The sequence below is a fragment of the Billgrantia hypersalina genome, assembly GCF_052584175.1.
The window spans coordinates 195,753-219,669 of sequence record NZ_JBMIQI010000007.1 but is presented as its reverse complement, the minus strand read 5'-3'; the positions used below and the strand labels follow the sequence as shown (position 1 = coordinate 219,669).

Below are 23,917 nucleotides of genomic sequence, written 5' to 3'. Positions count from 1 at the left end.
TCATGTTCCACGTGAAACACTCTTCCTATTACCGCCAGCGAAGGTGAAACGATGCCCGACGCATCCAGACTCGTCATTCTAGACCGCGATGGTGTCATCAATCAGGATTCGGACAATTACGTCAAATCCCTCGATGAGTGGATTCCTTACCCCTCTTCCATCGAGGCGATCGGACGGCTGACCCGAAGCGGCTGGACCGTAGCCGTCGCCACGAACCAATCGGGCATCGCACGCGGGTTTTATGACGAATCCACGCTAGCCGCCATGCATGACGAGCTCTACAACCGCGTCGCCGAAGCGGGAGGCAAGATCGCTCATATCGCTTATTGCCCCCATGGACCTGAGGATGGCTGTAGCTGTAGAAAACCAAGACCCGGGCTGCTCACGCAGATTCGCGATGCGCTCGACATGACGAGCCTGAAAGGTTGCTGGATGGTAGGCGACAGCCTGCGCGACCTCCAGGCAGGCGAATGCCTGGGTTGCCAGCCGGTACTGGTGAGAACCGGCAAGGGACGGCAAACCGAGGCCAAGGGGGTCGGCCTCGACGACGCCCTGGTCTTTGATGATCTGGCAGGCTTCGTCGATTGGCTGCTCACCCCAGAGCCGCAACGACCCTGACAAACACCGACATATGAAAAGCCGACCCGAAGGTCGGCTTTTAAAGCAGGACAGTGCCGCATAGCTCAACGCACGTTTCACGTGAAACATGCCGGCAGCATGTCACACGTCCAGGTTGGCAACCAGTGCGTTGCTCTCGATGAAAGCGCGGCGCGGCTCCACCTCGTCGCCCATCAGCGTATTGAACATCATGTCGGCTGCCACGGCATCTTCGATGGATACGCGCAGGAGCCGCCTTGTTTCCGGGTCCATGGTGGTTTCCCACAACTGGTCGGGGTTCATCTCGCCCAGTCCCTTGTACCGCTGTACCGACAGTCCACGCTGAGCCTCTGCCATGAGCCATTCGAGCGCCTGGTAGAAAGTCGCCACTGTCTTCTTGCGCTCCCCCCGGGCAATGTAGGCGCCCTCTTCGAGTAAGCCTTCCAGCGTTTCGCCCAGCGCTGCCATCGCGCGATAATCCGCACTGGTGAAGAAATCGATTCCCCAGACGTAGTCGGAGCTGACACCATGCGCTGTCAGCGTCACCGCCGGCAGGAAGAGTTCACGCTCGGCATCCTCCTCGAGACGGAAGGTATAGCGAGGCCCGCCTTCATAGGCGACCAACGCGTCCATTTCCTGCTGCAGATAGGCGATCCAGTTCTGCATGGTGACACGGTCCTTGAGACTCGCCTCGCCCTCCAGCCGCGCAGCGTGAACGATCTTGCGCAGCACCTCGTTGGGGTAAACGCGCGATAGGCGATCGATACGCTTCATCACGTCACGATACTGACTCACCAAGGCTTCCAGCTGTGCACCGGTCACCGGTGGAGCATCGGGGTTGACGTAGAGCCTGGCACCGTCCATCGCCGTGGTCGTCAGGTAGTCGATCAAGGCCTGCTCGTCCTTGAGATAGGTTTCCTGCTTACCGCGCTTGATCTTGTAGAGCGGGGGTTGGGCGATGAAGACATGCCCGCGCTCGATCAGCTGCGACATCTGGCGGAAGAAGAACGTAAGCAGCAGCGTGCGAATGTGCGAGCCGTCGACGTCTGCGTCAGTCATGATGATAATCGAGTGGTAGCGCAGCTTGTCGGGGTTGAATTCCTCGCGACCAATACCACAACCGAGTGCGGTGATCAGCGTGCCGACCTCGGCGGAGGAAAGCATTTTGTCGAAGCGCGCTTTCTCGACGTTGAGGATCTTGCCCTTGAGCGGCAGGATGGCCTGGGTGCGTCGGTCGCGGCCCTGCTTCGCGCTGCCGCCTGCCGAGTCGCCCTCTACCAGGAACAGTTCGGAAAGGCTGGGGTCCTTCTCCTGGCAGTCCGCGAGCTTGCCCGGCAGGCCGGCGATATCCAGCGCACCCTTTCGCCGCGTCATGTCTCGTGCCTTTCGCGCGGCTTCTCGTGCACGCGCGGCATCGAGCATCTTGTTGACGATTGCCTTGGCTTCGTTGGGCTTCTCGACCAGGTATTCTGAAAAGAGACGCCCCATCTCCTGTTCGACGGCTGTCTTCACCTCGGATGAGACCAGCTTGTCCTTGGTTTGAGAAGAGAACTTGGGGTCAGGCACCTTGACCGAGATTATCGCCGTCAAGCCTTCCCGGGCGTCGTCCCCCGACGTTGCTACCTTGGTCTTCTTCAGCAGACCCTCGGATTCGATATACCCATTCATGGTACGGGTCAGCGCCGCACGGAATCCGGCCAGGTGCGTACCGCCATCACGCTGAGGTATGTTGTTGGTGTAGCAAAAGATATTCTCGGTGAACGAGTCGCTCCACTGCATGGCCACCTCGACCACGACCCCATCCTCGCGCTCGGCTTCGAAGTGAAATACCGGGTTGAGCACGGTCTTGTTGGTATTGAGATGGTCGACGAAAGCCTTCAGCCCGCCTTCGTAGTGAAACAGCTCCTCTTTTCCGCTGCGCTCGTCGATCAGCCGAATCGCTACGCCGGAATTCAGGAAGGAGAGTTCGCGAAGGCGCTTGGCCAGTATGTCATAGTGAAACTCGATATTGGCAAACGTGCCTGCCGAGGGCTTGAAATGGACCCGGGTGCCGGTTTTCTCGGTCTTACCTACCACGCCCAGCGGGGCTTGTGGCACGCCGTGACGGTAGATCTGCTCGAAAACCTGGCCGGCCCGCCATATCGTCAGCTTGAGCTCTTCAGAGAGCGCGTTGACGACCGATACCCCAACGCCGTGCAACCCCCCCGACACCTTGTAGGAGTTGTCGTCGAACTTGCCTCCCGCGTGGAGCACCGTCATGATGACTTCAGCCGCCGACACCCCCTCTTCCTCGTGGATGTCGGTCGGTATGCCACGACCGTTGTCACTGACGGTGATCGATTCGTCCGGGTGAATGACGACGCGGATCTCGCTGCAGTGTCCGGCCAGGGCTTCATCGATGGAGTTGTCCACCAACTCGAACACCATGTGGTGCAGTCCTGTCCCGTCATCGGTATCGCCGATGTACATGCCGGGACGCTTGCGCACGGCATCCAGCCCCTTGAGGACTTTGATGCTCGATGAGTCGTAAGCTTGCTCGCTCATTGACTACTCCGTCGTGAAATCTATCGGTGCCTGAGGCACTAGCTGCCCTGCTCCGGAAGCGGTGTGTTTCACGTGAAACATCGCCGTAGGGGTGTGGGATTCCCATGGTCCCACCAGGGCGTCATATTCGACACTTGTGATGAAAGCCTGGCAGCGCATGGCTTCCAGCAGCTGGCAGAAGACTCTTCGATGCTCGGCATCCAGCTCCGCAGGCAGGTCGTCTACCAGGTAAAGGCAGCTGCGCCCAGTTGTTCGCTCCAGCAGCCGCCCTTGAGCCAGCTTGAGTGCGCTAACCACCAGCTTCTGCTGGCCGCGCGACAGCACCTCGACGGCTGGCCGACGCCCCAGGCGGATGCGCAGATCGGCACGCTGCGGGCCATTCTGGGTAAAACCCATCTGGCGATCCGTCACTCGCGCCTGCTCGAGCACTTCTTGCAGCTCGCGCTGCTTGTCCCAACCGCGCGAGTAGCGCAGGCTCAACTCGGGCAAGTCGATCAGTTGCTTGAGCGTTTCCTCGAAAACAGGAACGAAGCTCGCCATCCACTCTCGGCGCAGCACATCGACACGTGCCCCCCATAGAGCCAGTTCCTGCTCCCAGACGGCCAGATTAATGGGGTCTATTCTATCATGCCTGAGGAGGGCATTCCGATGCTTCAATGCTCGCTTGGCGCGGCGCCAGGCATCGTAGAATTCATGTTTCACGTGAAACACGCCCCAATCGAGAAATTCCCTCCGGCCCGACGGCGCTCCCTCAAGCAGGCGAAAGGCGTCGGGATTGATCAACTGCAGGGGAAGGGTTTCGATCAACCGCGACAGGCGCGCCACTCGCTCTCCCCCCATGCGCATCTCGAGCTCAGCAGTATCGCGCCCCCGACGCACTCCGATAGGGAGTGGCGGATCACCGCAAAGGCGCGCAAAGAGGGTCATCTCCAGGGCATCATGGGCAATCACATGCTTTAGCTGTCGGGTCCGGAATGACCGGCCCATTCCCAGAATGTGCAACCCCTCGAGCAGGCTGGTCTTGCCGCTGCCATTGGGACCGACAATAAGGTTGATGCCAGGACTCGGCGTGAAATCGAGCGCTCCGAGATTCCTCAAGCCGGTGAAGGCCAAGCGTTCAATCAGCATGGGGGTTCAGCGCAGGGCAACGAACGTTCGGCAGCCTCGTGAGGCTGCCAAGTAAAGAAAGTACGGTAGTAGGCGCCCCCTTGGTAGCGTTGGCACCCGGATGGCCAGCAAGGAAGCAAGAGTTAACGGGCATGCGAACGCGGTGAGGCCTAGAGGCGCATCGGCATGACGACATACAATGCATCGCCGCCACCGGGTTCTTCCATCAAGGCGCTGCTATTGGAGTCGGCAAGCGTCATCTGCACCCTGTCCTCGCCAATAACATTAAGCACATCAATGAGATAGCCGACATTAAAGCCAATCTCGAGCGAATCGCCACCGTACTCGACAGCCACGTTCTCCTCCGCCTCCTCCTGCTCGGGATTATTCGCCATGACCTGCAGGTTGCCTTCCTTCAGGTGAAGACGAACACCGCGATACTTCTCGTTGGAAAGGATCGAGGTGCGTGAGAGCACCTGGCGCAGCTCGGCGCGATCAGCAATAAAGACCTTGTCGCCGCCTCGCGGAACCACGCGCTCGTAGTCGGGGAACTTGCCGTCGACCAGCTTCGAGGTGAAGGTAAAATCACCGGTATGGGCACGCACGTGGCTGGCGCTGAGCGTCAGGGTCACCGGCTCGTCGCTGTCGTCAAGCAGCCGGACCAACTCGAGTACCCCTTTGCGCGGTACGATCAGCTTGCGCGCGGGTTCTACCTGGATCTCCGCCGGACGGGAAGATACGGCCAACCGGTGGCCGTCGGTCGCGACGGTGCGCACCAGGTTGGAACGCAGCTCGAGCAGCATGCCGTTGAGGTAGTAACGAACGTCCTGCTGGGCCATGGCGAAGGAGGTGGCATCGATCAGGTGCTTGAGCGTGCCACGCGGCAAGCTGAGTTCGACGTCACCTGCGCTGTCCTCGATGTTGGGGAACTCGGCGACCGGAAGCGTGGACAGGGTGAAGCGAGAACGACCGCTGCGTAGCACGGCGCGGCCCTCTTCCAAGCTGAACTGGAGCTCGGCTTGGTCGGGCAGTGACTTGCAGATGTCCATCAGCTTGCGGGCGGGTACGGTCACGGCCCCAGGCACCTCGACCTGGGAGGCAGCAGTCCTGCCGATCAGCTCGACCTCGAGGTCGGTGCCGGTAAGCGCCACCTGTTCCTGGTCGACCTGTATCAGCACGTTGGAAAGCACCGGCAAGGTCTGGCGGCGCTCCACGACGCCAGCCACCAGTGCCAACGGCCGCAACAGCGCTTCGCGGGTAATGGAAAATCTCATGTCAGCTCCACGTCTAGTCCTGTAGGTGAGTGTCGGGCATTGATGTCAGACATCCTGGCGACCATGCCGTCAACTGGTCAGCAGCCGAAGCAGGTTCTTGTAGTCCTCGCGGATATCGGCGCTCTCCTCCTGCAGCGCCTGCACCTTGCGGCAGGCATGCAGGACCGTGGTGTGGTCACGCCCACCGAAGGCGTCACCGATCTCCGGCAGGCTGTGATTGGTCAACTCCTTGGCCAGGGCCATGGCCACCTGGCGTGGCCGTGCCACCGAACGGGAGCGCCGCTTGGAGAGCAGGTCGGCCAGCTTGATCTTGTAGTACTCGGCAACGGTACGCTGGATGTTATCGACCCCCACCTGCTTGTCCTGCAACGCCAGCAGGTCCTTCAGCGACTCGCGGATGAAGTCCTGGGTGATCGGCTTGCCCATGAAGTGGGAGTCGGCAATGACCTTCTTGAGCGCCCCCTCCAGCTCCCGCACGTTGGAACGGATCTTCTGGGCGATGAAAAAAGCGGCATCGTGGGGCAGGTCTACCTTGGCCTGGTCCGCTTTCTTCATGAGGATGGCGACTCGGGTTTCCAGTTCCGGTGGCTCGATGGCAACGGTCAGACCCCAGCCGAAGCGCGACTTGAGGCGTTCCTCGACGCCGCTGATCTCCTTGGGGTAGCGATCCGAGGTGAGAATCATCTGCTGGCCGCCCTCGAGCAGGGCATTGAAGGTATGAAAGAACTCCTCCTGCGAGCGCTCCTTGCCGGCAAAGAACTGGATGTCATCGATCAGCAGCGCATCGACGCTGCGGTAGAAGCGCTTGAAATCATTGATCGCATTGAGCTGGAGCGCCTTGACCATATCGGCCACGAAGCGTTCGGAGTGCAGGTAGACGACACGCGCATTCTCGCGCCGCGACGCCAGGGCATTGCCAACGGCGTGCATCAGGTGGGTCTTGCCCAGCCCGACGCCGCCATACAGGAACAGAGGGTTGTAGGCTCCCCCGGGATTCTCGGAAACCTGTCGCGAGGCAGCGCGGGCCAGCTGGTTCGACTTACCCTCGACAAAGGTTTCGAATGTGAAGCTGGGGTTGAGGCCGCTGCTGTGCTTGAGGCTGCCTTCGACCTGCACTTCGCGCTCGCTGCCGGAACGACGCGTGGCGCCCTCCTCTCGCAGCTGGTCGATCTCGCGCTCGTCGCCGATGTCACCTCTAGGCGGCACCTGTACGGCGGGAGCCAGTGGCGAATGGGGGTTGGCCGACACCGGGGCGCCCAGTTCCCGCGGCTGCGGCTTGACGGCCGCCGCCTGGCGACTGCCCACGGTCAGCATTACTCGCGGCGGTTTGGCAGGCGCCAGTTCCCTGAGCAGCTCGTTGATGCGTTTGGCATACTTGTCACCGACCCAATCGCGAACGAAGCGGTTGGGGGCCAGCAGGCGCAACTCGTTGGCTTCACCCTCTTCGGCTTGAAGCGGGCGAATCCAGGTATTGAACTGCTGGGCGCTCAGTTCGTCCTGCAAGTAATCCAGACACTGTTGCCAGAGAGCAAGAGACACTCGACCTCACCATACCCGTTGATGCATGACCGGTTATTGTATCCTTCGCCCGGCAGGTTATCCACAGCGGATCGGGCAGGAAGACGCTGTGGAGAAACCGCTGTGGAAAAGGAAAATCGCTTTCGCCTGGCCTCTTTCGCGTGAAGCATGGGGCGTTGAAGCATCTCCTGCTGTGCTTCGTGGTTCATCACAACCTGACCACGGCTTCTCCCAGGCTTTTCCACAGCGACCCAAGCCACCCAGTGTCATGATGCAAAAAGATTAACGCTATTTATCAACAGCCTCGATCCCCAATATTAGCCACAGCATGACCCACGCCTCGAAGGAGGCCGTTTCGCCTGCGATCGATACCCGGGTAGCGCCACAGCCAGTGCGGGATGAGCGGAACAATTGCGTCGGACAGCCGAAGTCTCTACAATTTCCGGTCTTGAACCGAATCCGCCCCTGGTTCCTGTCGGGAGCCAGGGCACTCCTGTAAGACGTACCGTCAACAAACCACGTGGGAATCAAGAGTTATGAAACGCACCTTTCAACCCAGCGTTCTGAAGCGCAAGCGTGTGCACGGCTTCCGTGCTCGCATGGCTACCAAGAATGGTCGTGCCGTTCTGGCTCGCCGTCGCGCCAAGGGCCGCAAGCGTCTGAGCGCCTGATTGCGGATTGCGCGTGTCCGGTCATGGTTTCCCCAAACAGCTGCGCCTGCTGACAGCCGGGGATTATCGATACGTTTTCGATCACGCTAGATTCAAGGTACATGGCAAGGGGCTGATGGCCCTGGCGTGCCCCAATGGACTGGACCACCCCCGCCTTGGCCTGGTCATCAGCAGGAAGAACGTCCGCAAGGCCGTGGATCGCAACTGCCTCAAGCGTTTGGCACGTGAATCCATACGGCTCCAGCAAAGCTCGCTGCCCGCCGTCGATATCGTCTTGCTGGCCAGGCGCGGCGCGAACGAGCTTGACAAGGCCACCCTGCATCGCCAGTTCTTCGGCATGTGGCGGCGGCTGGAGCGCGACGCCCGAAGATCGATGACCTCCTGACCGGATGCGGTATTCCATTCCGCTTCGATGGCCTGCTTCGGCAGGCCATCGCCCTATTTCACATGGCAGCGGATTTCGTTCCAGCGGCATGTTCACTACCCACCGGGCAGAACCCTCATGGACGTAAAACGACTCCTATTGCTGATTCCACTGGCCGTGCTCACCTATTTGCTGGTCGTGCAGTGGAATCAGGATTACGGCCAGGTTGCTCCTGAGCCTGAAGCTCCCGCCATTACCGCACCGGCCTCCGACGATGAATTGACATCCGACGGCGATGACCTGGCGGTTCCCACCGCACCCCAGGCGGAGCAAGAGATGACCGGCGACATGCCGGCAGAGCCGGAGCGGTCGAGCGGAACTCGCGACCTCGTTGCGGTCGTGACCGACGTGCTCGATGTCCGCATCGATCCCCAGGGTGGGGATATCGTCTACGCTGCGTTGCCCCAGCACCGCATGACGCTGAATTCCGAACGCCCCTACGTACTGCTCTCGGATAACGAGACACGCAGCTACGTGGCCCGTTCCGGGTTGCAGCTGGACGGCCATGCAGGGCGCATCAGCTTCTCCCCGGAAAACACCAGCTACCGGCTGACAGAGGGCGAGAGCCGCCTCGATGTCGACCTGGAAGGCGAGGTAAACGGCGTCGGGGTGATCAAGCGCTTCTCCTTCGAGCGAGGCAGCTACGCGGTCGATGTGCAGTACTACCTGGCCAACGACACCGAGGAGCCGGTTTCCGCCCGCTTCATCGGTCAGCTGGCCCGTGACAACAGCCCCGACCCCTCGAGCGGCGTGGCCATGGGCATGAGCTCCTATCTGGGCGCGGCCTACTCCTCGCCGGAGGATCGCTACCAGAAGGTCAAGTTCGACGACATCCAGAAGGGCGACTTCACCAATCGGGACGTTCAGGGCGGCTGGATCGCCATCATCCAGCACTACTTCGTCTCGGCCTGGGCGCCGCCCCAGAACCAGCAGAACCTGCAGTACGCCACGACAGACTCCCGCCATCGCAACGTGGCCGCATTTGCCGGCCCGGTGACTACGGTGGCGGCGGACGGCGAGGCACGCCTGGGGGCCACGCTCTACATGGGCCCCAAGGTCCAGGACTACCTCGAGGATGTGGCACCTAACCTGCGCCTGACCGTCGATTTCGGTTGGCTGTGGTTCATCGCCAACCCGCTGTTCTGGCTGCTCGATCAGATTCATAACCTGATCGGCAACTGGGGCTGGTCCATCGTGCTGTTGACGGTGCTGGTCAAGCTGGCCATGTGGCCACTCTCCGCCAAGGCCTACAAGTCCATGGCCCGCATGCGCAAGCTGGGTCCGGAGATGCAGCGCCTCAAGGAGCAGTACGGCGACGACCGCCAGAAGATGTCCCAGGAGATGATGAAGTTCTACCAGAAGGAGAAGATCAATCCTCTGGGTGGCTGTCTGCCGATCCTGGTACAGATGCCGGTCTTCATCGCCCTGTACTGGATGCTGCTGGAGTCGGTGGAGCTGCGTCACGCGCCCTTCATGTTCTGGATCCAGGATCTGTCGATGAAGGATCCATACTTCATCCTGCCGATTCTGATGGGGGCGTCGATGTTCGTGCAGCAGTTGCTCAACCCCACGCCGCCGGATCCGATGCAGGCGAAGATCATGCGGATGCTGCCGATCGTCTTCACGTTCTTCTTCCTGTGGTTCCCGGCCGGCCTGGTCATCTACTGGGTGGTGAACAACATCATCTCGATCGCCCAGCAGTACGTGATCACGCGCCGGATCGAGAACGACCCCAGCGTCGGCAAAGGGGCGAAGGCGAAGTAACCTCAGCCTCGAAGCCAACCCAGACCCTCGCCTCGGCGGGGGTCTGGCGTTTACGGTCTCCGAAACGGACCATTCCCGCATGACGCGGACCAACCTCGGGAGCACGCCCATGCCCGACAGGCTCTATCACCAGGACACCATCGCCGCGTTGGCCACGCCCCCGGGCCGCGGTGGCGTCGGCATCATCCGGGTATCGGGGCCGCTGTGCACCGCGATCGCCGACGCCGTGGTAGGACACTGCCCTGCCCCACGGCAAGCCCACTACGGCCCCTTCAGCGGTGCTGACCGTGTGATCGATGAAGGTATCGCGCTCTACTTCGCCGCGCCCCGCTCCTTTACCGGCGAGGACGTGCTGGAGCTGCAGGGCCATGGAGGGCCAGTCCTCATGGATCTCTTGCTGGAACGCTGCATACAACTCGGCGCCCGACTGGCAAGGCCGGGGGAATTCTCCGAGCGCGCCTTTCTCAATGACAAGCTCGATCTGGCGCAGGCCGAAGCCATCTCGGACCTGATCGAAGCCAGCTCACGCGCCGCCGCGGAGAATGCCCTGCGTTCGCTTCAGGGCGAGTTCTCGCAACGCGTCGACACCCTGGTTCAGCGGTTGATCGAGCTGCGCATGTATGTGGAAGCGGCAATCGATTTTCCGGAAGAAGAAATCGATTTCCTCGCCGACGGCAAGGTGGCTGAGATGCTCGACACCGTGAAGGCCGAGCTCGCGGCGGTGCGCGCCGCCGCCGGCCAGGGGGCGCTGATGCGCGAAGGCATGAGCGTGGTGATCGCCGGTCGCCCCAATGCTGGCAAGTCGAGTTTGCTCAACGCCCTGACCGAGCAGGAAACCGCCATCGTCACCGATATCGCCGGCACCACCCGCGACGTCCTGCGCGAACATATCCACTTGGATGGCATGCCGTTGCACGTGATCGATACTGCGGGGCTGCGCGACACACCCGATGCCGTGGAACAGATCGGCGTGGCCCGCGCCTGGGCCGAAATCGAGAAGGCCGACCGCGTGTTGTTACTGGTGGATGCCGCCACGACGGCCGCTGTGGATCCCATGGCGATCTGGCCTGAATTCGTTGAACGCCTGCCCGATCCGACTCGCCTGACACTGGTACGCAACAAGATCGACACCAGTCGCGAAGCGCCCGGGCTCGATACATCCGCTGCCACCCCGGTGGTTCGCCTCTCGGCCCATACCGGCGAAGGATTAGAGAGCCTGAAAGCGCACCTCAAGCAGGTCATGGGCTTCTCGGCCACCACGGAAGGACGCTTCTCGGCGCGACGGCGTCACCTGGATGCCCTCGATCGTGCCCAGCAAGCGCTCACTCACGGCGAGGCGCAGCTGTCAGGCTACGGTGCCGGTGAGCTGCTGGCCGAAGACCTGCGCGACGCCCAGCAGGCGCTGGGTGAGATCACCGGGGAGTTCAGCGCCGACGATCTCCTGGGTGAGATCTTCGGGAGCTTCTGCATCGGCAAGTAAGGGCTACTCCTCGACCCACCACTCGGCCTCGTAGCGGCACGCCTCGCCGAGCAGCGGCGTGACCCGCTCCATGGCAGCGGCCAGCGTCTGGTCCAGCCCCCAAGGCGGATTGATCACCAGCATGCCGCTGCCGTGCATGCCTCGCCGCTCGCCTGGCTCGCGCAGCGTCAGCTCGCTGCGCCAGATCTTGCGTAGCCCACCTTCGCGCAGGCGCTCCAGCAATGCCGCATGGTGCGCAGCAGGCAGCAGCGGGTACCATACCAGCACCACGGCATGCCGCACCTTGCGCATGGCGGTCAGTACGCTCTCGGCCACTTCGGCGTATTCGACCTTGCGCTCGTAGCTGGGGTCGATCAGCACGCACAGCCGCGGTGTGGCAGGGGGCAATCCGGCAAGCAGCCCCACCAGGCCATCGGCGTGGAAGCGCCCTATGTGGGACGGTAGAGACTGAAAAGCCAGGTGATCATGCTCCCCCGGATGCAGCTCGAACAGTCGCAAGTGATCGTTGCGACGCAGCCGGTGGCTGAACCACCAGGGCGAGCCGGGGTACCGCTCAAGGCAATGGTCGTCGCGCTGAACGCTGGCAATCGCTGCGAGCCAGTCTTTCAGTAGCGGCTCGTCAGCCAGCGCCTGGCGCGCTTCCCATAGCGGCATCACGCCACCGCGGTACTCACCAAGCCGCTGAGTCTCGCTGGCGTCGAGCGGATAGAAGCCGCGGCCGGCGTGGGTGTCGACGAACGTGATCGGCGAAGCCTTGCGTAGCAGGTAGTCGATGACCGCATGTAGCGTGAGGTGTTTGTGAACGTCGGCGAAGTTGCCGGCATGGTAGGCATGCTGGTAGGAGAGCATGGAAGGATCAACCGTCAGTCATGGCTAAGGGTCGGCCTGGCGAGCCCGCCACCGCGTGACGGGCTCGCGTGCGATCGCCTCGCCGAGCTTACTGGAATTGCGACTCGATGGGCGACAGCGTGATCTCGACACGACGGTTCTGGGCACGGCCCTCTTCGGTGTTGTTTGACGCAACCGGCCGGTCCGGCCCATGGCCGGTCATGTTGAGCCGGTTGCGTGCCACCCCGGCCTGGGCCAGGTAGTTGCCCACCGCCTCGGCACGTCGCTCTGAGAGGCGCTGGTTATAGCTTGCGCTGCCGGTGCTGTCGGTATGCCCGGCGATGTTGACCCGCGTGTCGGTGTACTGGGTGAGCACGTTGGCCACGTCGTTGAGGGCGTTGCGCGCCTGCACGGTGAGTTCGCTGGAGTCGAAGCCGAAGGTCACGCTGCTGGGCATGTTGAGCACGATATCGTCGCCGCGCCGCTCGACGTCGACCCCGGTGCCGCGCATGCTCTCGCGCAGCTCCTGCTCCTGGCGATCCATGTAGGCGCCGATGCCGGCACCCGCCGCCGCACCCACGACGGCACCGATCGCCGCACGGTCGCGCCGGCTGGTGCTGCCGTCACCCGAGAGGGCACCGGCCGCAGCGCCTACCGCCGCGCCGATACCGGCCCCCGACAAGGTCTTGTTACGCTGCGTCTGGCCGGAATAAGGGTCTTGGGTAGCACAGCCGGCGAGAAGAATCGCCGCCATGAAAGGAGCCATGAATCGAAAGGCTTTTGACATGCATCCCTCCTGGAACAGGTGTTTGAGTTTCATACCTTGCCAGCATCCGCTTCCGAGATCAGCGCCAGCAATTCGTTCAAGAATAATAGACCTTGGGGTGAAGCCTGTAGTCTTTGCGCCGTTTCCACGAGAAGTCCTTTTTTGCGTGCTGCGCCCAGCCGTTCATCCAGCATCGCTGCAGGGCGGCCGGTGTTGACCTGCCATGCCGCCAGGGAGACGCCGTCGACCAAGCGCAACGCGTTCATGGCGAACTCCAGCGGCAGCTCCTCGTCCGTGACCTGGCTGCGACCGGCAACAAAGCCGCGCAGATCGTGGCGGCGCCGCAGATAGGCCTCGGGCTGGCGTGTCTTCCAGCGGCGTTCGACCTGCAGCCGGCCGGACTCGCCCATGGCGCTCAATTTACCGTGGCTGCCCGCGCCGATACCCAGGTAATCGCCGAAGCGCCAGTAGTTGAGGTTGTGCTGCGAGCGCTGCCCAGGCTTCGCATAGGCGGAAATCTCGTAGCGTAACAGGCCCGCTGCCTCCAGGCGCTCATGGCCCAGATCCTGAATGTCCCACAAGGTTTCCTCCTCCGGCAGCGCGGGCGGCCGCGAGTGGAATTCAGTGTTGGGCTCGAGCGTGAGCTGATACCAGGAGAGATGCTCGGGTGACAGCGACAGGGCCCGCTCCAGGTCGGCCAGGGCGAGTTGCGGCGTCTGGCCCGGCAGGCCGTGCATCAGGTCGAGATTGAGGTTGTCGAAGCCGGCGGCTCGCGCCTCCTCCACCGCGGCCACGGCATCCTCTCCGCTATGTATACGCCCCAGCGCCGCGAGCTGGTCCCGCTGGAAGCTCTGCACGCCAAGCGATAGCCGGTTGATCCCCGCCTGGCGGTAGCCGTGGAATCTTCCTCGCTCCAGCGTACCGGGATTGGCTTCCAAGGTAATCTCGATGTCCTCGGCAAGCGGCAAGCGCTGCACCAGCGCTTCGAGGAAGCGCGCATAGAACCCGGCCGACATCAGGCTCGGCGTTCCCCCGCCGATGAAGATACTGCCGAGGGTCCGGCCCGCTGCCAGCGGCAGATCGGCATCGAGATCTTCGAGCAGGGCGGCCAGGTAGTCGCCTTCCGGCAGCGCTGCGCCCCTGCCTACGCCGTGAGAATTGAAGTCGCAGTAAGGGCACTTGCGCACGCACCAGGGCACGTGCACGTAAAGCGACAGGGGCGGAAGAGCCGCGGTGTCTCGAGTGGACTCGGCCATTAGCGCCAGGACTTCTCGCGCAGCACCGCCAGCATGGCTTCCAGGGCACGCCCGCGATGGCTGATGCGGTTCTTTTCGTCGGTATCCAGCTCGGCGACGCTCAAGCCGAGCGAAGGCAGCCAGAACAGCGGGTCATAGCCGAACCCGCCCTCTCCGCGCGGCTGCTCGAGGATCTCTCCTTCCCAGCTGCGCTGCACGATGAGCGGTACCGGATCCTCGGCATGGCGCAGATAGACCAGCGCACACGAGTAACGCGCACTGCGCGCCCCCCCCGGTACCTCGGCCAGGGCCTCCAGCAGCTTGGCATTGTTGCGCGCATCGCTCTTGGGCTCACCGGCATAGCGTGCCGAATAGATGCCCGGCTGCCCCGCCAGGGCATCGACCTCCAGACCCGAATCATCGGCCAAGGCGGGCAAGCCACTGATCCGGCTGGCTTCGCGGGCCTTGAGCAAGGCATTCTCGACGAATGTGAGGCCGGTTTCCTCGACGTCGATGACGCCGAAATCGGACTGGGGTCTCACCCGCACACCGAGAGGTGCAAAAAGCTGGCCGAACTCCCTGATTTTGCCAGGGTTACCGCTGGCCAGGACCAACTCGTCAGTAGCGGACACGAGGGCTCCTTTGGCAGTGTTTTTCAAAGAACCCATATTACACGAGGCAGCTATCGGACTGCATCCTGCTCCGGAGTCGCCGGCAAGGAGAGCCGAAACCGGCGGGACAGAGAGACTTGCAAGCGATTCGGCACATAAGCCAGTGGGCCCTTGTTGAAAGCCTGATCGTAACCTATCTTTACAGGCTGTCACGATAAGACGGGACCACGGGAGGTAATGTTAAAATTTGATGCTTAAGATGCTGAAGCCACTTGATCGAAACGGCTTAAAGCTCAATTAGAACTTACAATAACAAAGCCAAAAGCCCTAAGAAGGTGGAGACAATCGTCAGCATCATAGGATGTGGCCGGCGTGAAATCATACAGGCAGTAAGCTCTGCCATAGCGGCTAATAATCGAGAAATAACGCTTGCTTTATTATCGAAGGATTCGAAAGGGACGAGCGAAAAATGGAAAACAAGGCAAGACTCTTGATGGTCGGCTCCCTGGGCAGCAGCCAGAAGGAATTCGTCAACAGGATGTTGGAAAAAGGCTGGTGCATTGATACCGCAAGCACACTGGCACAGGCCGAGGCACATTTGGCCGAAGCCGAGCACGAAGCAGGCATCATGTGTCTCAGCGACAGCAGTATTGTCGATCTGAAACGCGTCGAACGGCTGGTCATTCGGTCGGACATGGAATGGATGGCGCTGCTGCTTCAGCTGGAGCTTAACGACCCGATGCTGTGCAATACCTTGGGCAACCTCTTCATGGCCTACCAGCCCGAACCGGTAGATACCGATCAGGTCGACTGCCTGATGCAGCACGCCGTGGCAATGAAGCGCCTGAGGACCGAAGAAGCCGCCGCGCTACGCCACCAAGCCAGCGAAAGCGAGCAGCGAAGCGCATTCGAGATGGTGGGAACCGTACCCGCCATGCAAAAGGTCTTTAATACCATACGCCGGGTGGCGTCCGTCGACGCTCCAGTGTTCATCAGCGGAGAGTCGGGGACGGGCAAGGAACTCGCTGCGCGGGCGATTCACGAGCGCTCACAGCGCGCCGAAGCGCCTTTCGTCGCGGTCAATTGCGGCGCCTTGCCCAGCAATTTGATCCAATCGGAGCTTTTCGGCCACGAGAAAGGCGCCTTTACCGGGGCCAGCCAGCAGAAGATCGGCCAGATCGAAGCTGCGGCTGGCGGCACCCTGTTCCTGGATGAGATTGGCGATCTTCCCCTGGAGCTTCAGGTCAATCTCTTGCGGTTTCTGGAAGAAAAAACCATCCAGCGTATCGGCGCGCTGGACGAGATCCATGTCGATGTGCGCGTTCTCTCGGCGACACACGTCGATCTCGAGAAAGCGGTCGAGGAGGGGCGCTTCCGTGAAGACTTATACCACCGGCTGAACGTCTTGCAGGTCAGTATTCCCCCGCTCAGAGAGCGACAGGACGATATCGAGATACTGGCAAAGTTCTTTTTCGACAAATTCATCGAAGAGAAATCGATGAAAGTGCGCGGCTTCAGCCAGGAAGCGCTCGCCCTGATGCGTCAATATCATTGGCCGGGCAATATCCGTGAGCTGATCAATCGGGTTCGCCGTGCCATGGTCATGTGTGAGCAGCGGTTGATCAAGCCACTCGATCTTGGGCTGGAACGGCGCACATCGAACCGCAACGTCATCACGCTCGAGGAAGCCCGTAACAGCGCCGAAAAGGAAGCCCTAATCTGTGCTCTGAGCCGCAACAAGCACAAGGTAAAGAAGGCAGCCGACGAACTTGGCGTTTCACGCGTCACTCTCTACCGACTGATGGAAAAGCATCAGCTGGCACGCAAGGGTGAATCGTCCGCTTCTCTCTCCTCCGCCTGAGCCCAGCAACACCTTGCACTATCGGAGGCATGCCCCGTACCGCCTGCTCGTAGGTGCGGGGCATGCTCCTCACATCTGGAATGGCAGACTGAACGTGATGGTGATATCGGGTGCATCGTCGGTCAGGCCGATGCCAACATTGCTGACCAGCGAGGTTCGCTCGCTCATCGCATAGGTGGCGCCCAGGTTGACCGAGCCGGAGGTCGCGCTACTGCCCACCAGCGAGCGCTTTCCTTGACCCTCTTCCGACACCGTGGACTCGAAGGCGTGCTGATGGCTGTAAGAAAGCGAGAGGCTGAAGCGCGGGTTGAGGGCGAAAGCCGTGCCGAAACCGAAGCGAATCGAATCACCGATATCGATCTTGCCAGGAGATTGCCCCGGGTCGCTGGAGATGTCGTCGAAGCTCTCCTCGAAGTTGTGCATGTAGCTCATATTGGCGAAGACGATGGCGGGATCCAGCGTTTTCAATACCGAAAAGCCTGTACTGACCCCCCATACGCCATTGCCGGTAGGTAGTTCCAGTGGAACGTCGGCCAAATTCCCCTCACTGTCCTCGACCGTTCGTGTATCGATGCCGTACGGATGCTTGCCGGTAGGCGCTCGCACGCCGAAGTTCCAGACCACATCGGGGCGCTGCTCCGTCTCGGGCAGCAGACGATAGTAGAGCGAGGCGCGCACATCCCCGATACCGCTGTCGCTCACGTCGGCATCAATGGATTCGTCACCCGCGCCTCCCTTGCCAACGGTTTCGTAGGTACTCGAACGGTAGACGTAGGGCAGGCTCAACTCCAGCTCCATCCGATCGGTCAATCCGTAGCGAAAGTCGAGATCAAACGTGGTGGTATGATCCTTCACCGAATCGACACTGATATTGCCGAGAAAGATCGCGTCGAGAACCAGGAAACCGCTGAGGGCCAGCTGGTTGCGATCGGAATAGGTGTAGGTGACGCCCGGTTCGATCGTCAGGCGATCAGAAAACAGGGTGTGCTCTTCGCGCAGCACGTCGCGTACGCTCTGGCTGGGCTGCGCCTCGCGGCTGGGTTCGTTCTGCTGGGGCTGCCCCTGCTGCGGCTGCGCTCCCGCAACTTGCGCCCAGGCGCCCGAAACGAAGGACGCCATAGCCAGGCCCAGGGTGAAGGCGAGCCCCCCCGGCATGTAGTTTCGATGATGCGGCATTCCTCACTCCTTGTTGGATTGTCCATCTTTGCCGGCCACATACGAAGGGGGCGGGCGGCATCCCACCGCCCCGCCTTCCCGAGCCAGCGCTGAATCCACCTTACAAGGATTCAAAAAGAAAAAAAATGTTACATCCGTTTTCAGGGGGTTAGCCCGCGGGTCGAATCCAACGCACGGCGCAGGTTACCGCTTGAAACCTTGCCACCCAGGTCTCGATCCATCTGGATCTGCATGCGGGTGAGATTGCGCACGTCGTGGCGGCTGCCGGTCAACTGAACCGATTGATGTAACCCCTTGCCCGGCTGCATGGCCTGGCGCACCTCGCCCTCACCGGGCATGGCGATACGCATGCCCAAGCCGCCGGCACCATGCTGGATCGACATCGACGCACCGGCCTCGCCGACCAGCTCGGTGCGGCCATTGCCGGCTGCCGTCCGCTGTGTGATGCCATTGTTGATATCGAGCTGAAAGTCGTTGCCGGCCGTATTGAAGTCGCCGCCGGATTGCACCACCTGAACCACGCCGGTCGCGTTGCCGGTCCCGGCATCGACGACAGCGGCCTGGTTGCCATCCGCCGCGACCAGCTGTTCATAGGCCTCGCCGTTGGTCGCCATGACATGCGGGGTGAAACTGACCGAGGGAGCAGCCCCGACCAGGTCGACCTCCAGGCCGGCACGTGTCTCTAGCGTGTCGCCCCCCGGCGTCTTCCAGACGGTCGACATCTCCATCCCGAATAGCAACACGCTGTTGCCATCGACATAGCGCCCGCGTATGGCGTCGAGTTCGCGGGGATCGAGGTGGCGGAAGTCGCGCGACTCGGCGGTGGCCTCCAGGTCAGGGGACGGCCCCGTGGCGTCGGCCACCGGTACCGTAATGCCGTTGCCGGCCACCACCAGCATGACGACGGCCAGCATACAAGGCTTTCGGTTATCGCAGTTCGTCATGTTCCTACCCTCGGACAGGGTTCGGCCTAGAACACTTCAGAGTGCTTGAAGCCGAAATCCAGCAGTTGTTGTTCGGGTACGGGAGCGAAGACATCGGTCATCCGGCGGGCGGTGAGCGGCTGGGCCGGGTCGAGCAGCACCGTGGCATTGTCGAAGCCGTCGCCGACCACGGCAAAGATGACGTTGTTCCAGGCCTGCTCGAATTCGTCCCGGTCCATGACTTGGTTGCCCAGCGCCGGATCGCCGATGTAGACGCGATCGCCGCTCGCCTTCTTCATCACCACGAAGTGCTCGTAGCCATCGAGATCGAGCAGCACGATGACCGGAATCGAGACCTCCTCGAGGGAAGCGGCATCGATCTCGTAGCCGCGGCCACGCAGGCCGAGCTTCTGCACATAGTGATTGAGGTCGAGCAGGGAAAAGCCCATGGTGCGCGCCTGCTCGGTATCGGCCACCTCCATCAGGCCGGCAAGGACATCCTCTTCCGTCACCTCATCCCAGCCGTAGGCGTACTTGAGGATGGTGGCGAGCGCCGCCGCCCCGCAGGAGAAGTCCGTCTCCTGCTCGACAAGATGTTCGTACTGCCTCTCTCGCATCGACTGCACTTCCTTGGTCACGGTGGTGCCGGGCACGACACCGCTGAACTGAGTCGGCGCGGCCTGCACGGAACATACCGTGGCGTAGAAGAACGTAGCGATCAGTAACCTCGGGAAGGTACGCATCGACGTGCCCTCGGACAGACTTGGGTCAGTGATAGCCAACCGACCCGCCGTGGCGGGTCGGTTGAACGTGGCGTCTGCGGTTTGAACCGTGACGCTTACTGAGTGCCTGCCACCGAAAGGCTGTTGCGCTGCATGTTGCCTGCACCGCTGGCCACGTTGGCCCCGATGTTGCCGCTGGCGTCCTGGAAGGCGCCGCTGCTGATGTAGGCCTTGTTGGTGGTAGACGGGCCGCCGACGGTGTAGTCGTCGAAGAGGCCATCGACGGTGACTTCAGCCAGGCCGTTGTCGCTCACGTTGCCGTAGGTCTGCTGTACGCCGGCAGAGGTGGCCTCGGCGGAGTCGCCCTCGGTGACCGCAGCGGTAAAGGCGTTCTGCTGGCCATTCCCGGCACCGGCCGCCGCGTTGACGGCAATGTTGCCGCTCGCGCCCTCGAAAGCACCGCCAGCCACGCCGCCGGAGTTGGTGGCGCCGACATTGGACACGGCAGTGGCGGAGGAGGACTGGAACGCGAAGTTGGAGGCATTGGCGAACACTTGAGCCTCGTCGGAAGCGGCAAGGGCGGCGTCGTTGGCCTGTTGGTTGCTGTCGCCACCGGCCACGTTGGCCGCGATGTTACCGCTGGCGCCCTGGAAGGAGCCGCTGCTGACGTTAGCCTTGTTGTCGGTGCTGCCGTTGGCGACAACGTTACCGTCATTCAGCTGCTTGCTGTCGACGGTGGCGCCGGCATAGCCCTCGAAGTCGTAGAGGTACAGGCCGCCTTCGAGCTCGATCTCGCCGGAAAAGCCGGAAGACTGGCTGATGGACACGTCCTTGGCGTTGGTAACGGTCGAATCGATGCTGCTGTCGGCGCTGTACTCCTGAGCGATTGCAGCGCCAGAGGCGAGCAGAGCAGAGATAGCAATGGCGATTGGTGCTTTCTTGAACGTCTTCATGAACATTACTCCTGAATGAACCAAAGGTTTGCTACTTGTAATGGCAATGCCGGCAAGTCAGTCCCGCCCCATCCTGAAGCTGAAGCTGTTGCTGGTGGCATTGCCCCTTCCTGCGGACTGGTTGACCTGGATCACACCGGACGCGCCGCGAAAGGTCGAGGATCCCACCCCGACATCCCGCCGCGACGACCGGGAATCATCCGAGTCCCGCTCCTGCCCGCTTCCACCGGAAAGCACCTGACTGAGATTCTCACTGGTCAGTGAGCTTCCCCGTACGCCCAGCGCCACACTCATGGTGTTGCTCTGGACATTCCTTGACCCCGCCGCCTGGTTGACTGAAATCCAGCCGATCGCATGGTTCAGGGCGCTGTCCCTGATCTCCACGCTGGCCTGGTCGGGCGTGAGGCCGTTGTTCGCTTTCACCTGCTGCACCACAATATTGTTGGCGAGGGCATTCGCCCCTACGGCGATGGCGCCGGAATTGCTCTGCAGATTGTGATCGCCGGAAGCGAGATTGACGTTGACTGCGCCGCTTACCCCACGTAGCGCGCTGCCTGAAATGGAAGAAGCGGCGCTGTAGGTCGTGGTAAAGACCTGACGATGTATGTCGCGCTCAGGGCTCGCCTGCTGCGCCGACAGCGGCAGGGAAACCAGCAGACCGGCAACCAGGCAGAGCGTCCCTCGACGGGTCGGAGCACGGCAGGCTTCCAGCGTGCCTGTTCGGGTCTCGCTCGTTGCGTTATTGCGTGTTAAGAAACGCATGACGTTCACCTGACCCTCGTCGTGTTAATCGATTGCTGCTGCCGATTGTTGCCTTGCGATTGCTGGCTCCCGGTTCTCCCTTTTGTGCGGGAGCCCTGTGTTTCATCCCACAGAATGACGGCCCAGGGCTCGTCCAGTTCGAGCTTCGCTGCTGCTACGTAACGTCCACGTACGCCTTCGAGATGCGCTGCATCCAGTTCCTGCCAGGCGCTTTCGCCATCGTTGGCCGGGAAAACGTCGAAGCCAGACTCGAAAGACAACCTTCCATCCTCGCCAAGCGCGACGTCAGCGGAACACCAGGCCAAGCCGAACAGCAGGGTACCCAACAGCAAGCGCAGCCTTCCGGGGGTTTTCAGCTGTCTTGTGATGCGTTTTCCGTCTGCCGGGTGAGTGTTCATGGTGCGCCCTCGTTGAGACTCGTGGATAACAGAGCAAGGGCCGTGCCAAATTAATAAGCTGTTGATTTATATGAGGTTGTATAAATCACTTCGCTTAAGCGTGTGTTAACCTATGGAAACGAAGCGGGTTACAAACTTGTGCTCAGCGGTATGAAATTTCTTGTTTCGCTTCGTAAAAGACTGATGCAGAGACAGAAGCCAATGAGTGTTAACCTGGAGTTACATAATACGCGATGCGTTAAATAACTCTCTCTAGGCATTTGATTTATAAAGATTAAATAAGGAGCAAGTTAGTGGATACGCTATGCCTGGCGCCTTGGAGGGGTCTTCTTTTTTCTTAAAAGAGTCAGCTTATTATTAAAAGGAATAGAAATATTCTTTCTATATGAAAAAAAGATATTAACACTTTTTTTACAATATGTCCGAAACTCCAAGGGCATTATCTTTACAATTTTTTACATTTAGTATTATTCATTCAGGGAAGGGGGGCATGACCAAAATGGAGACTCGCATTCTTCTTGTGACGAACGTGAATCCACAGTCCAAGCTGTTTGTCGATCATCTACAGCGTCAACTGGGTCATGAAGTGATTTCTACCGACACAGAGGCGATGCCTAGCTTAGCGAAGGATGAGAATACATTAGTCATTCTCGATCTAGACCATTTGAGCGAAGCGGCTATACAAAAATGGCAGACAGAGGTGGATGGGAAGGAAGACGTCAGCCTCGCGGCTTTCAATGTCCGTGACGAAGACCATGCCGTAGAACTCCTGTCGTCACTCAACCTGCAGGGTATCTTCTATCGCAATGATAGTATCGAGCTGATTTGCAAAGGAATAGAGGCCCTTCAGAACGGCAGCCTTTGGATGTCTCGTGCTTTAATGACACGCATGATCCAGCTGCTGCGTCGACAGCAGATGAACTCCTACCGACCGGCATGCGGACTGACTCAGCGCGAGCTCGAGATTATCGGTTTGCTTGGCACAGGCTCAACCAACTCGGAAATAGCCGAGAAACTCTTTGTCAGTGAACATACCGTCAAATCCCATCTTTACAATATTTTCCGCAAGATCAAGGTGCACAACCGTCTGCAAGCAATGAACTGGGCTCGACGCAACCTGTTCAGCGTACCGCCGAGCCATCGGCGGGAAACACGATATTGACGACGTCAGGAAGCGTCGGGGGGAGACGCCGTTAATGGTTTCGGTACGCCCTACGCATCCCATCCTCAGGCGCAGCAAAAGGAGTGGGGGTCGCCTCTCACCGCGACACTCCGCTGACACATAGTTCAACAGCACACAGTCGAGAGCGGGAATGTTATTTCGATGCGAGTTGGCAATTATCGCCGTTCTGCTGTTTTGCTGTGCCGGCCAGGCTACAGCGGACACACACGCACCCGCTCCGAGTCAACCTGCCGCTCCCCCTGAGGGCACGGTTCCCGGTGACTCGATAGAGGAGGAAGAGGTCCTTGAGGAGGAGGACGCGACAAAGGAACTGTCACGTCAGTTTCGCCTGGGCGAACCGGGCCTTTCGGGCGTCATCGTCGATCGAACGATCACGATGATGGGCAAGGCGTTTTACCGTCGCTTCAGCCAGCTCGTCGCCGAGAGTCCCCTCCTATCCAACGTCACGTTATCCGTTCAGGAACGCCCCGATGCACGCTGGGGAAGCCAGGTCTGGGTGGCAGAGAACAACCGGATCCTGTTCCAGGCCACCCTGCCCCCACGCCTGAGCGACATCGATCGCTACGCCGAGGCCGCTGTCGAGCAGGTAGAGCAATTGTTGGTGCAACGCTCCATACAGCAGGCCCTCGAAGACGACCCGGACCTGGCCGACGAAGAGATCTAGACCAAAAAAGACAAAGTGAGGAAGAGAACGTCATGAACCGACCAAGACGCTCGTTCGCCATACCATTCGCCGCTTTGCTCGCCCTGGCGGGAGGCGTGCAGGCGGGAGAGCTGATCTATCGCCCCGTCAACCCCTCGTTTGGGGGTGACCCGCTGCTTGGCAATCATTTGCTCAACAAGGCGCAAGCGCAGGATACGCACAAGGATCCCAATGCTCCCGATTTCGGCGGTTTCTCGGAAGTGGATTTCTTTCTGCAGGACCTACGTGCCGATCTGATCAACCGCGCCATCGACGATGCCCTTGATCCCGAAAAACCCGGCGGCAGTGAAAGCGTCATCGACAATTCCTCGCTGAACGTCAGGTTCGTCAATAGGGGCGGTGGAACCTTTGAGATGGTCATCACCGACAAAAGAACGAATGAAGTCACCCGGATCGACTTCGGTACTCCTTACTGAG

Annotated in this window: 23 protein-coding genes; 9 read left to right on the top strand and 14 right to left on the bottom strand. The window is 60.7% G+C overall.

Annotation, left to right across the window (positions count from 1 at the left end; all coding sequences use genetic code 11):
- The first annotated feature begins 51 nt into the window (after positions 1 to 51).
- Positions 52 to 618, top strand: coding sequence for a D-glycero-beta-D-manno-heptose 1,7-bisphosphate 7-phosphatase (gene gmhB, locus ACOJCM_RS05100; RefSeq protein WP_445210978.1), 567 nt, complete (start codon positions 52 to 54; stop codon positions 616 to 618).
- A 102-nt stretch (positions 619 to 720) separates the two neighbouring features.
- On the opposite strand, the gene gyrB is transcribed toward gmhB, so the two are convergent.
- The 4 genes from gyrB to dnaA form a co-directional block, all read right to left on the bottom strand.
- Positions 721 to 3,141 (bottom strand): DNA topoisomerase (ATP-hydrolyzing) subunit B, encoded by a 2,421-nt coding sequence (gene gyrB / locus ACOJCM_RS05095; protein ID WP_445210977.1) that lies wholly within the window; start codon positions 3,139 to 3,141, stop codon positions 721 to 723.
- 3 nt (positions 3,142 to 3,144) lie between these two features.
- The gene (gene recF, locus ACOJCM_RS05090) at positions 3,145 to 4,269 is read right to left on the bottom strand and encodes a DNA replication/repair protein RecF (RefSeq protein WP_445210976.1); all 1,125 of its coding nucleotides are present in this window, start codon (positions 4,267 to 4,269) and stop codon (positions 3,145 to 3,147) included.
- Positions 4,270 to 4,418: 149 nt separating this feature from the next.
- On the bottom strand, positions 4,419 to 5,522 hold the full coding sequence (gene dnaN / locus ACOJCM_RS05085; protein ID WP_445210975.1) for a DNA polymerase III subunit beta: 1,104 nt from the start codon (positions 5,520 to 5,522) through the stop codon (positions 4,419 to 4,421).
- A gap of 69 nt (positions 5,523 to 5,591) precedes the next feature.
- A complete protein-coding gene (gene dnaA, locus ACOJCM_RS05080; protein ID WP_445210974.1) occupies positions 5,592 to 7,061 on the bottom strand; it encodes a chromosomal replication initiator protein DnaA in 1,470 nt (489 codons plus the stop codon).
- 515 nt (positions 7,062 to 7,576) lie between these two features.
- Between dnaA and rpmH the strand changes: the two genes are divergently transcribed.
- The 4 genes from rpmH to mnmE all read left to right on the top strand — a co-directional run bounded on the left by rpmH (position 7,577) and on the right by mnmE (position 11,379).
- Positions 7,577 to 7,711 (top strand): 50S ribosomal protein L34, encoded by a 135-nt coding sequence (gene rpmH / locus ACOJCM_RS05075; protein ID WP_010626003.1) that lies wholly within the window; start codon positions 7,577 to 7,579, stop codon positions 7,709 to 7,711.
- Positions 7,712 to 7,724: 13 nt separating this feature from the next.
- Complete coding sequence (rnpA, locus tag ACOJCM_RS05070; RefSeq protein ID WP_445210973.1) at positions 7,725 to 8,096, top strand: ribonuclease P protein component; 372 nt, start codon at positions 7,725 to 7,727, stop codon at positions 8,094 to 8,096.
- Between the two features lie 117 nt (positions 8,097 to 8,213).
- The gene (gene yidC, locus ACOJCM_RS05065; RefSeq protein ID WP_445210972.1) at positions 8,214 to 9,899 is read left to right on the top strand and encodes a membrane protein insertase YidC; all 1,686 of its coding nucleotides are present in this window, start codon (positions 8,214 to 8,216) and stop codon (positions 9,897 to 9,899) included.
- Between the two features lie 109 nt (positions 9,900 to 10,008).
- The gene (mnmE, locus tag ACOJCM_RS05060) at positions 10,009 to 11,379 is read left to right on the top strand and encodes a tRNA uridine-5-carboxymethylaminomethyl(34) synthesis GTPase MnmE (RefSeq protein WP_445210971.1); all 1,371 of its coding nucleotides are present in this window, start codon (positions 10,009 to 10,011) and stop codon (positions 11,377 to 11,379) included.
- Between the two features lie 3 nt (positions 11,380 to 11,382).
- Here the strand turns inward: mnmE and ACOJCM_RS05055 are convergent, their stop codons facing one another.
- The 4 genes from ACOJCM_RS05055 to rdgB form a co-directional block, all read right to left on the bottom strand.
- Positions 11,383 to 12,228 (bottom strand): 23S rRNA (adenine(2030)-N(6))-methyltransferase RlmJ, encoded by an 846-nt coding sequence (locus tag ACOJCM_RS05055; RefSeq protein ID WP_445210970.1) that lies wholly within the window; start codon positions 12,226 to 12,228, stop codon positions 11,383 to 11,385.
- Positions 12,229 to 12,316: 88 nt separating this feature from the next.
- Positions 12,317 to 12,994 (bottom strand): OmpA family protein, encoded by a 678-nt coding sequence (locus ACOJCM_RS05050; RefSeq protein WP_445210969.1) that lies wholly within the window; start codon positions 12,992 to 12,994, stop codon positions 12,317 to 12,319.
- A gap of 29 nt (positions 12,995 to 13,023) precedes the next feature.
- Positions 13,024 to 14,229, bottom strand: a complete 1,206-nt coding sequence (hemW, locus tag ACOJCM_RS05045; protein WP_445210968.1) for a radical SAM family heme chaperone HemW — start codon at positions 14,227 to 14,229, stop codon at positions 13,024 to 13,026.
- Positions 14,229 to 14,840: an RdgB/HAM1 family non-canonical purine NTP pyrophosphatase gene (rdgB, locus tag ACOJCM_RS05040; protein WP_445210967.1), complete on the bottom strand. Its 612-nt coding sequence runs from the start codon at positions 14,838 to 14,840 to the stop codon at positions 14,229 to 14,231. Before rdgB ends, hemW begins: the two co-directional genes overlap by 1 nt.
- Before the next feature lie 448 nt (positions 14,841 to 15,288).
- Here rdgB and ACOJCM_RS05035 point away from each other — a divergent pair, with 448 nt between their 5' ends.
- On the top strand, positions 15,289 to 16,680 hold the full coding sequence (locus tag ACOJCM_RS05035; RefSeq protein WP_445210966.1) for a sigma 54-interacting transcriptional regulator: 1,392 nt from the start codon (positions 15,289 to 15,291) through the stop codon (positions 16,678 to 16,680).
- A 69-nt stretch (positions 16,681 to 16,749) separates the two neighbouring features.
- On the opposite strand, the gene ACOJCM_RS05030 is transcribed toward ACOJCM_RS05035, so the two are convergent.
- The 6 genes from ACOJCM_RS05030 to ACOJCM_RS05005 form a co-directional block, all read right to left on the bottom strand.
- Positions 16,750 to 17,856, bottom strand: coding sequence for a transporter (locus ACOJCM_RS05030; RefSeq protein WP_445210965.1), 1,107 nt, complete (start codon positions 17,854 to 17,856; stop codon positions 16,750 to 16,752).
- A gap of 140 nt (positions 17,857 to 17,996) precedes the next feature.
- Positions 17,997 to 18,770, bottom strand: a complete 774-nt coding sequence (locus ACOJCM_RS05025; protein WP_445210964.1) for a hypothetical protein — start codon at positions 18,768 to 18,770, stop codon at positions 17,997 to 17,999.
- 56 nt (positions 18,771 to 18,826) lie between these two features.
- On the bottom strand, positions 18,827 to 19,522 hold the full coding sequence (locus tag ACOJCM_RS05020) for a C39 family peptidase (RefSeq protein WP_445210963.1): 696 nt from the start codon (positions 19,520 to 19,522) through the stop codon (positions 18,827 to 18,829).
- Between the two features lie 95 nt (positions 19,523 to 19,617).
- Positions 19,618 to 20,454: a hypothetical protein gene (locus ACOJCM_RS05015; protein WP_445210962.1), complete on the bottom strand. Its 837-nt coding sequence runs from the start codon at positions 20,452 to 20,454 to the stop codon at positions 19,618 to 19,620.
- Between the two features lie 57 nt (positions 20,455 to 20,511).
- Positions 20,512 to 21,225, bottom strand: a complete 714-nt coding sequence (locus ACOJCM_RS05010) for a hypothetical protein (protein ID WP_445210961.1) — start codon at positions 21,223 to 21,225, stop codon at positions 20,512 to 20,514.
- Complete coding sequence (locus ACOJCM_RS05005) at positions 21,222 to 21,614, bottom strand: hypothetical protein (protein ID WP_445210960.1); 393 nt, start codon at positions 21,612 to 21,614, stop codon at positions 21,222 to 21,224. Before ACOJCM_RS05005 ends, ACOJCM_RS05010 begins: the two co-directional genes overlap by 4 nt.
- Positions 21,615 to 22,104: 490 nt before the next feature.
- Here ACOJCM_RS05005 and ACOJCM_RS05000 point away from each other — a divergent pair, with 490 nt between their 5' ends.
- The 3 genes from ACOJCM_RS05000 to ACOJCM_RS04990 all read left to right on the top strand — a co-directional run bounded on the left by ACOJCM_RS05000 (position 22,105) and on the right by ACOJCM_RS04990 (position 23,916).
- Positions 22,105 to 22,776: a LuxR C-terminal-related transcriptional regulator gene (locus ACOJCM_RS05000; RefSeq protein ID WP_445210959.1), complete on the top strand. Its 672-nt coding sequence runs from the start codon at positions 22,105 to 22,107 to the stop codon at positions 22,774 to 22,776.
- Between the two features lie 151 nt (positions 22,777 to 22,927).
- Complete coding sequence (locus ACOJCM_RS04995; protein WP_445210958.1) at positions 22,928 to 23,461, top strand: CsgE family curli-type amyloid fiber assembly protein; 534 nt, start codon at positions 22,928 to 22,930, stop codon at positions 23,459 to 23,461.
- A 32-nt stretch (positions 23,462 to 23,493) separates the two neighbouring features.
- Complete coding sequence (locus tag ACOJCM_RS04990; protein WP_445210957.1) at positions 23,494 to 23,916, top strand: curli assembly protein CsgF; 423 nt, start codon at positions 23,494 to 23,496, stop codon at positions 23,914 to 23,916.
- Position 23,917 lies beyond the last annotated feature (1 nt).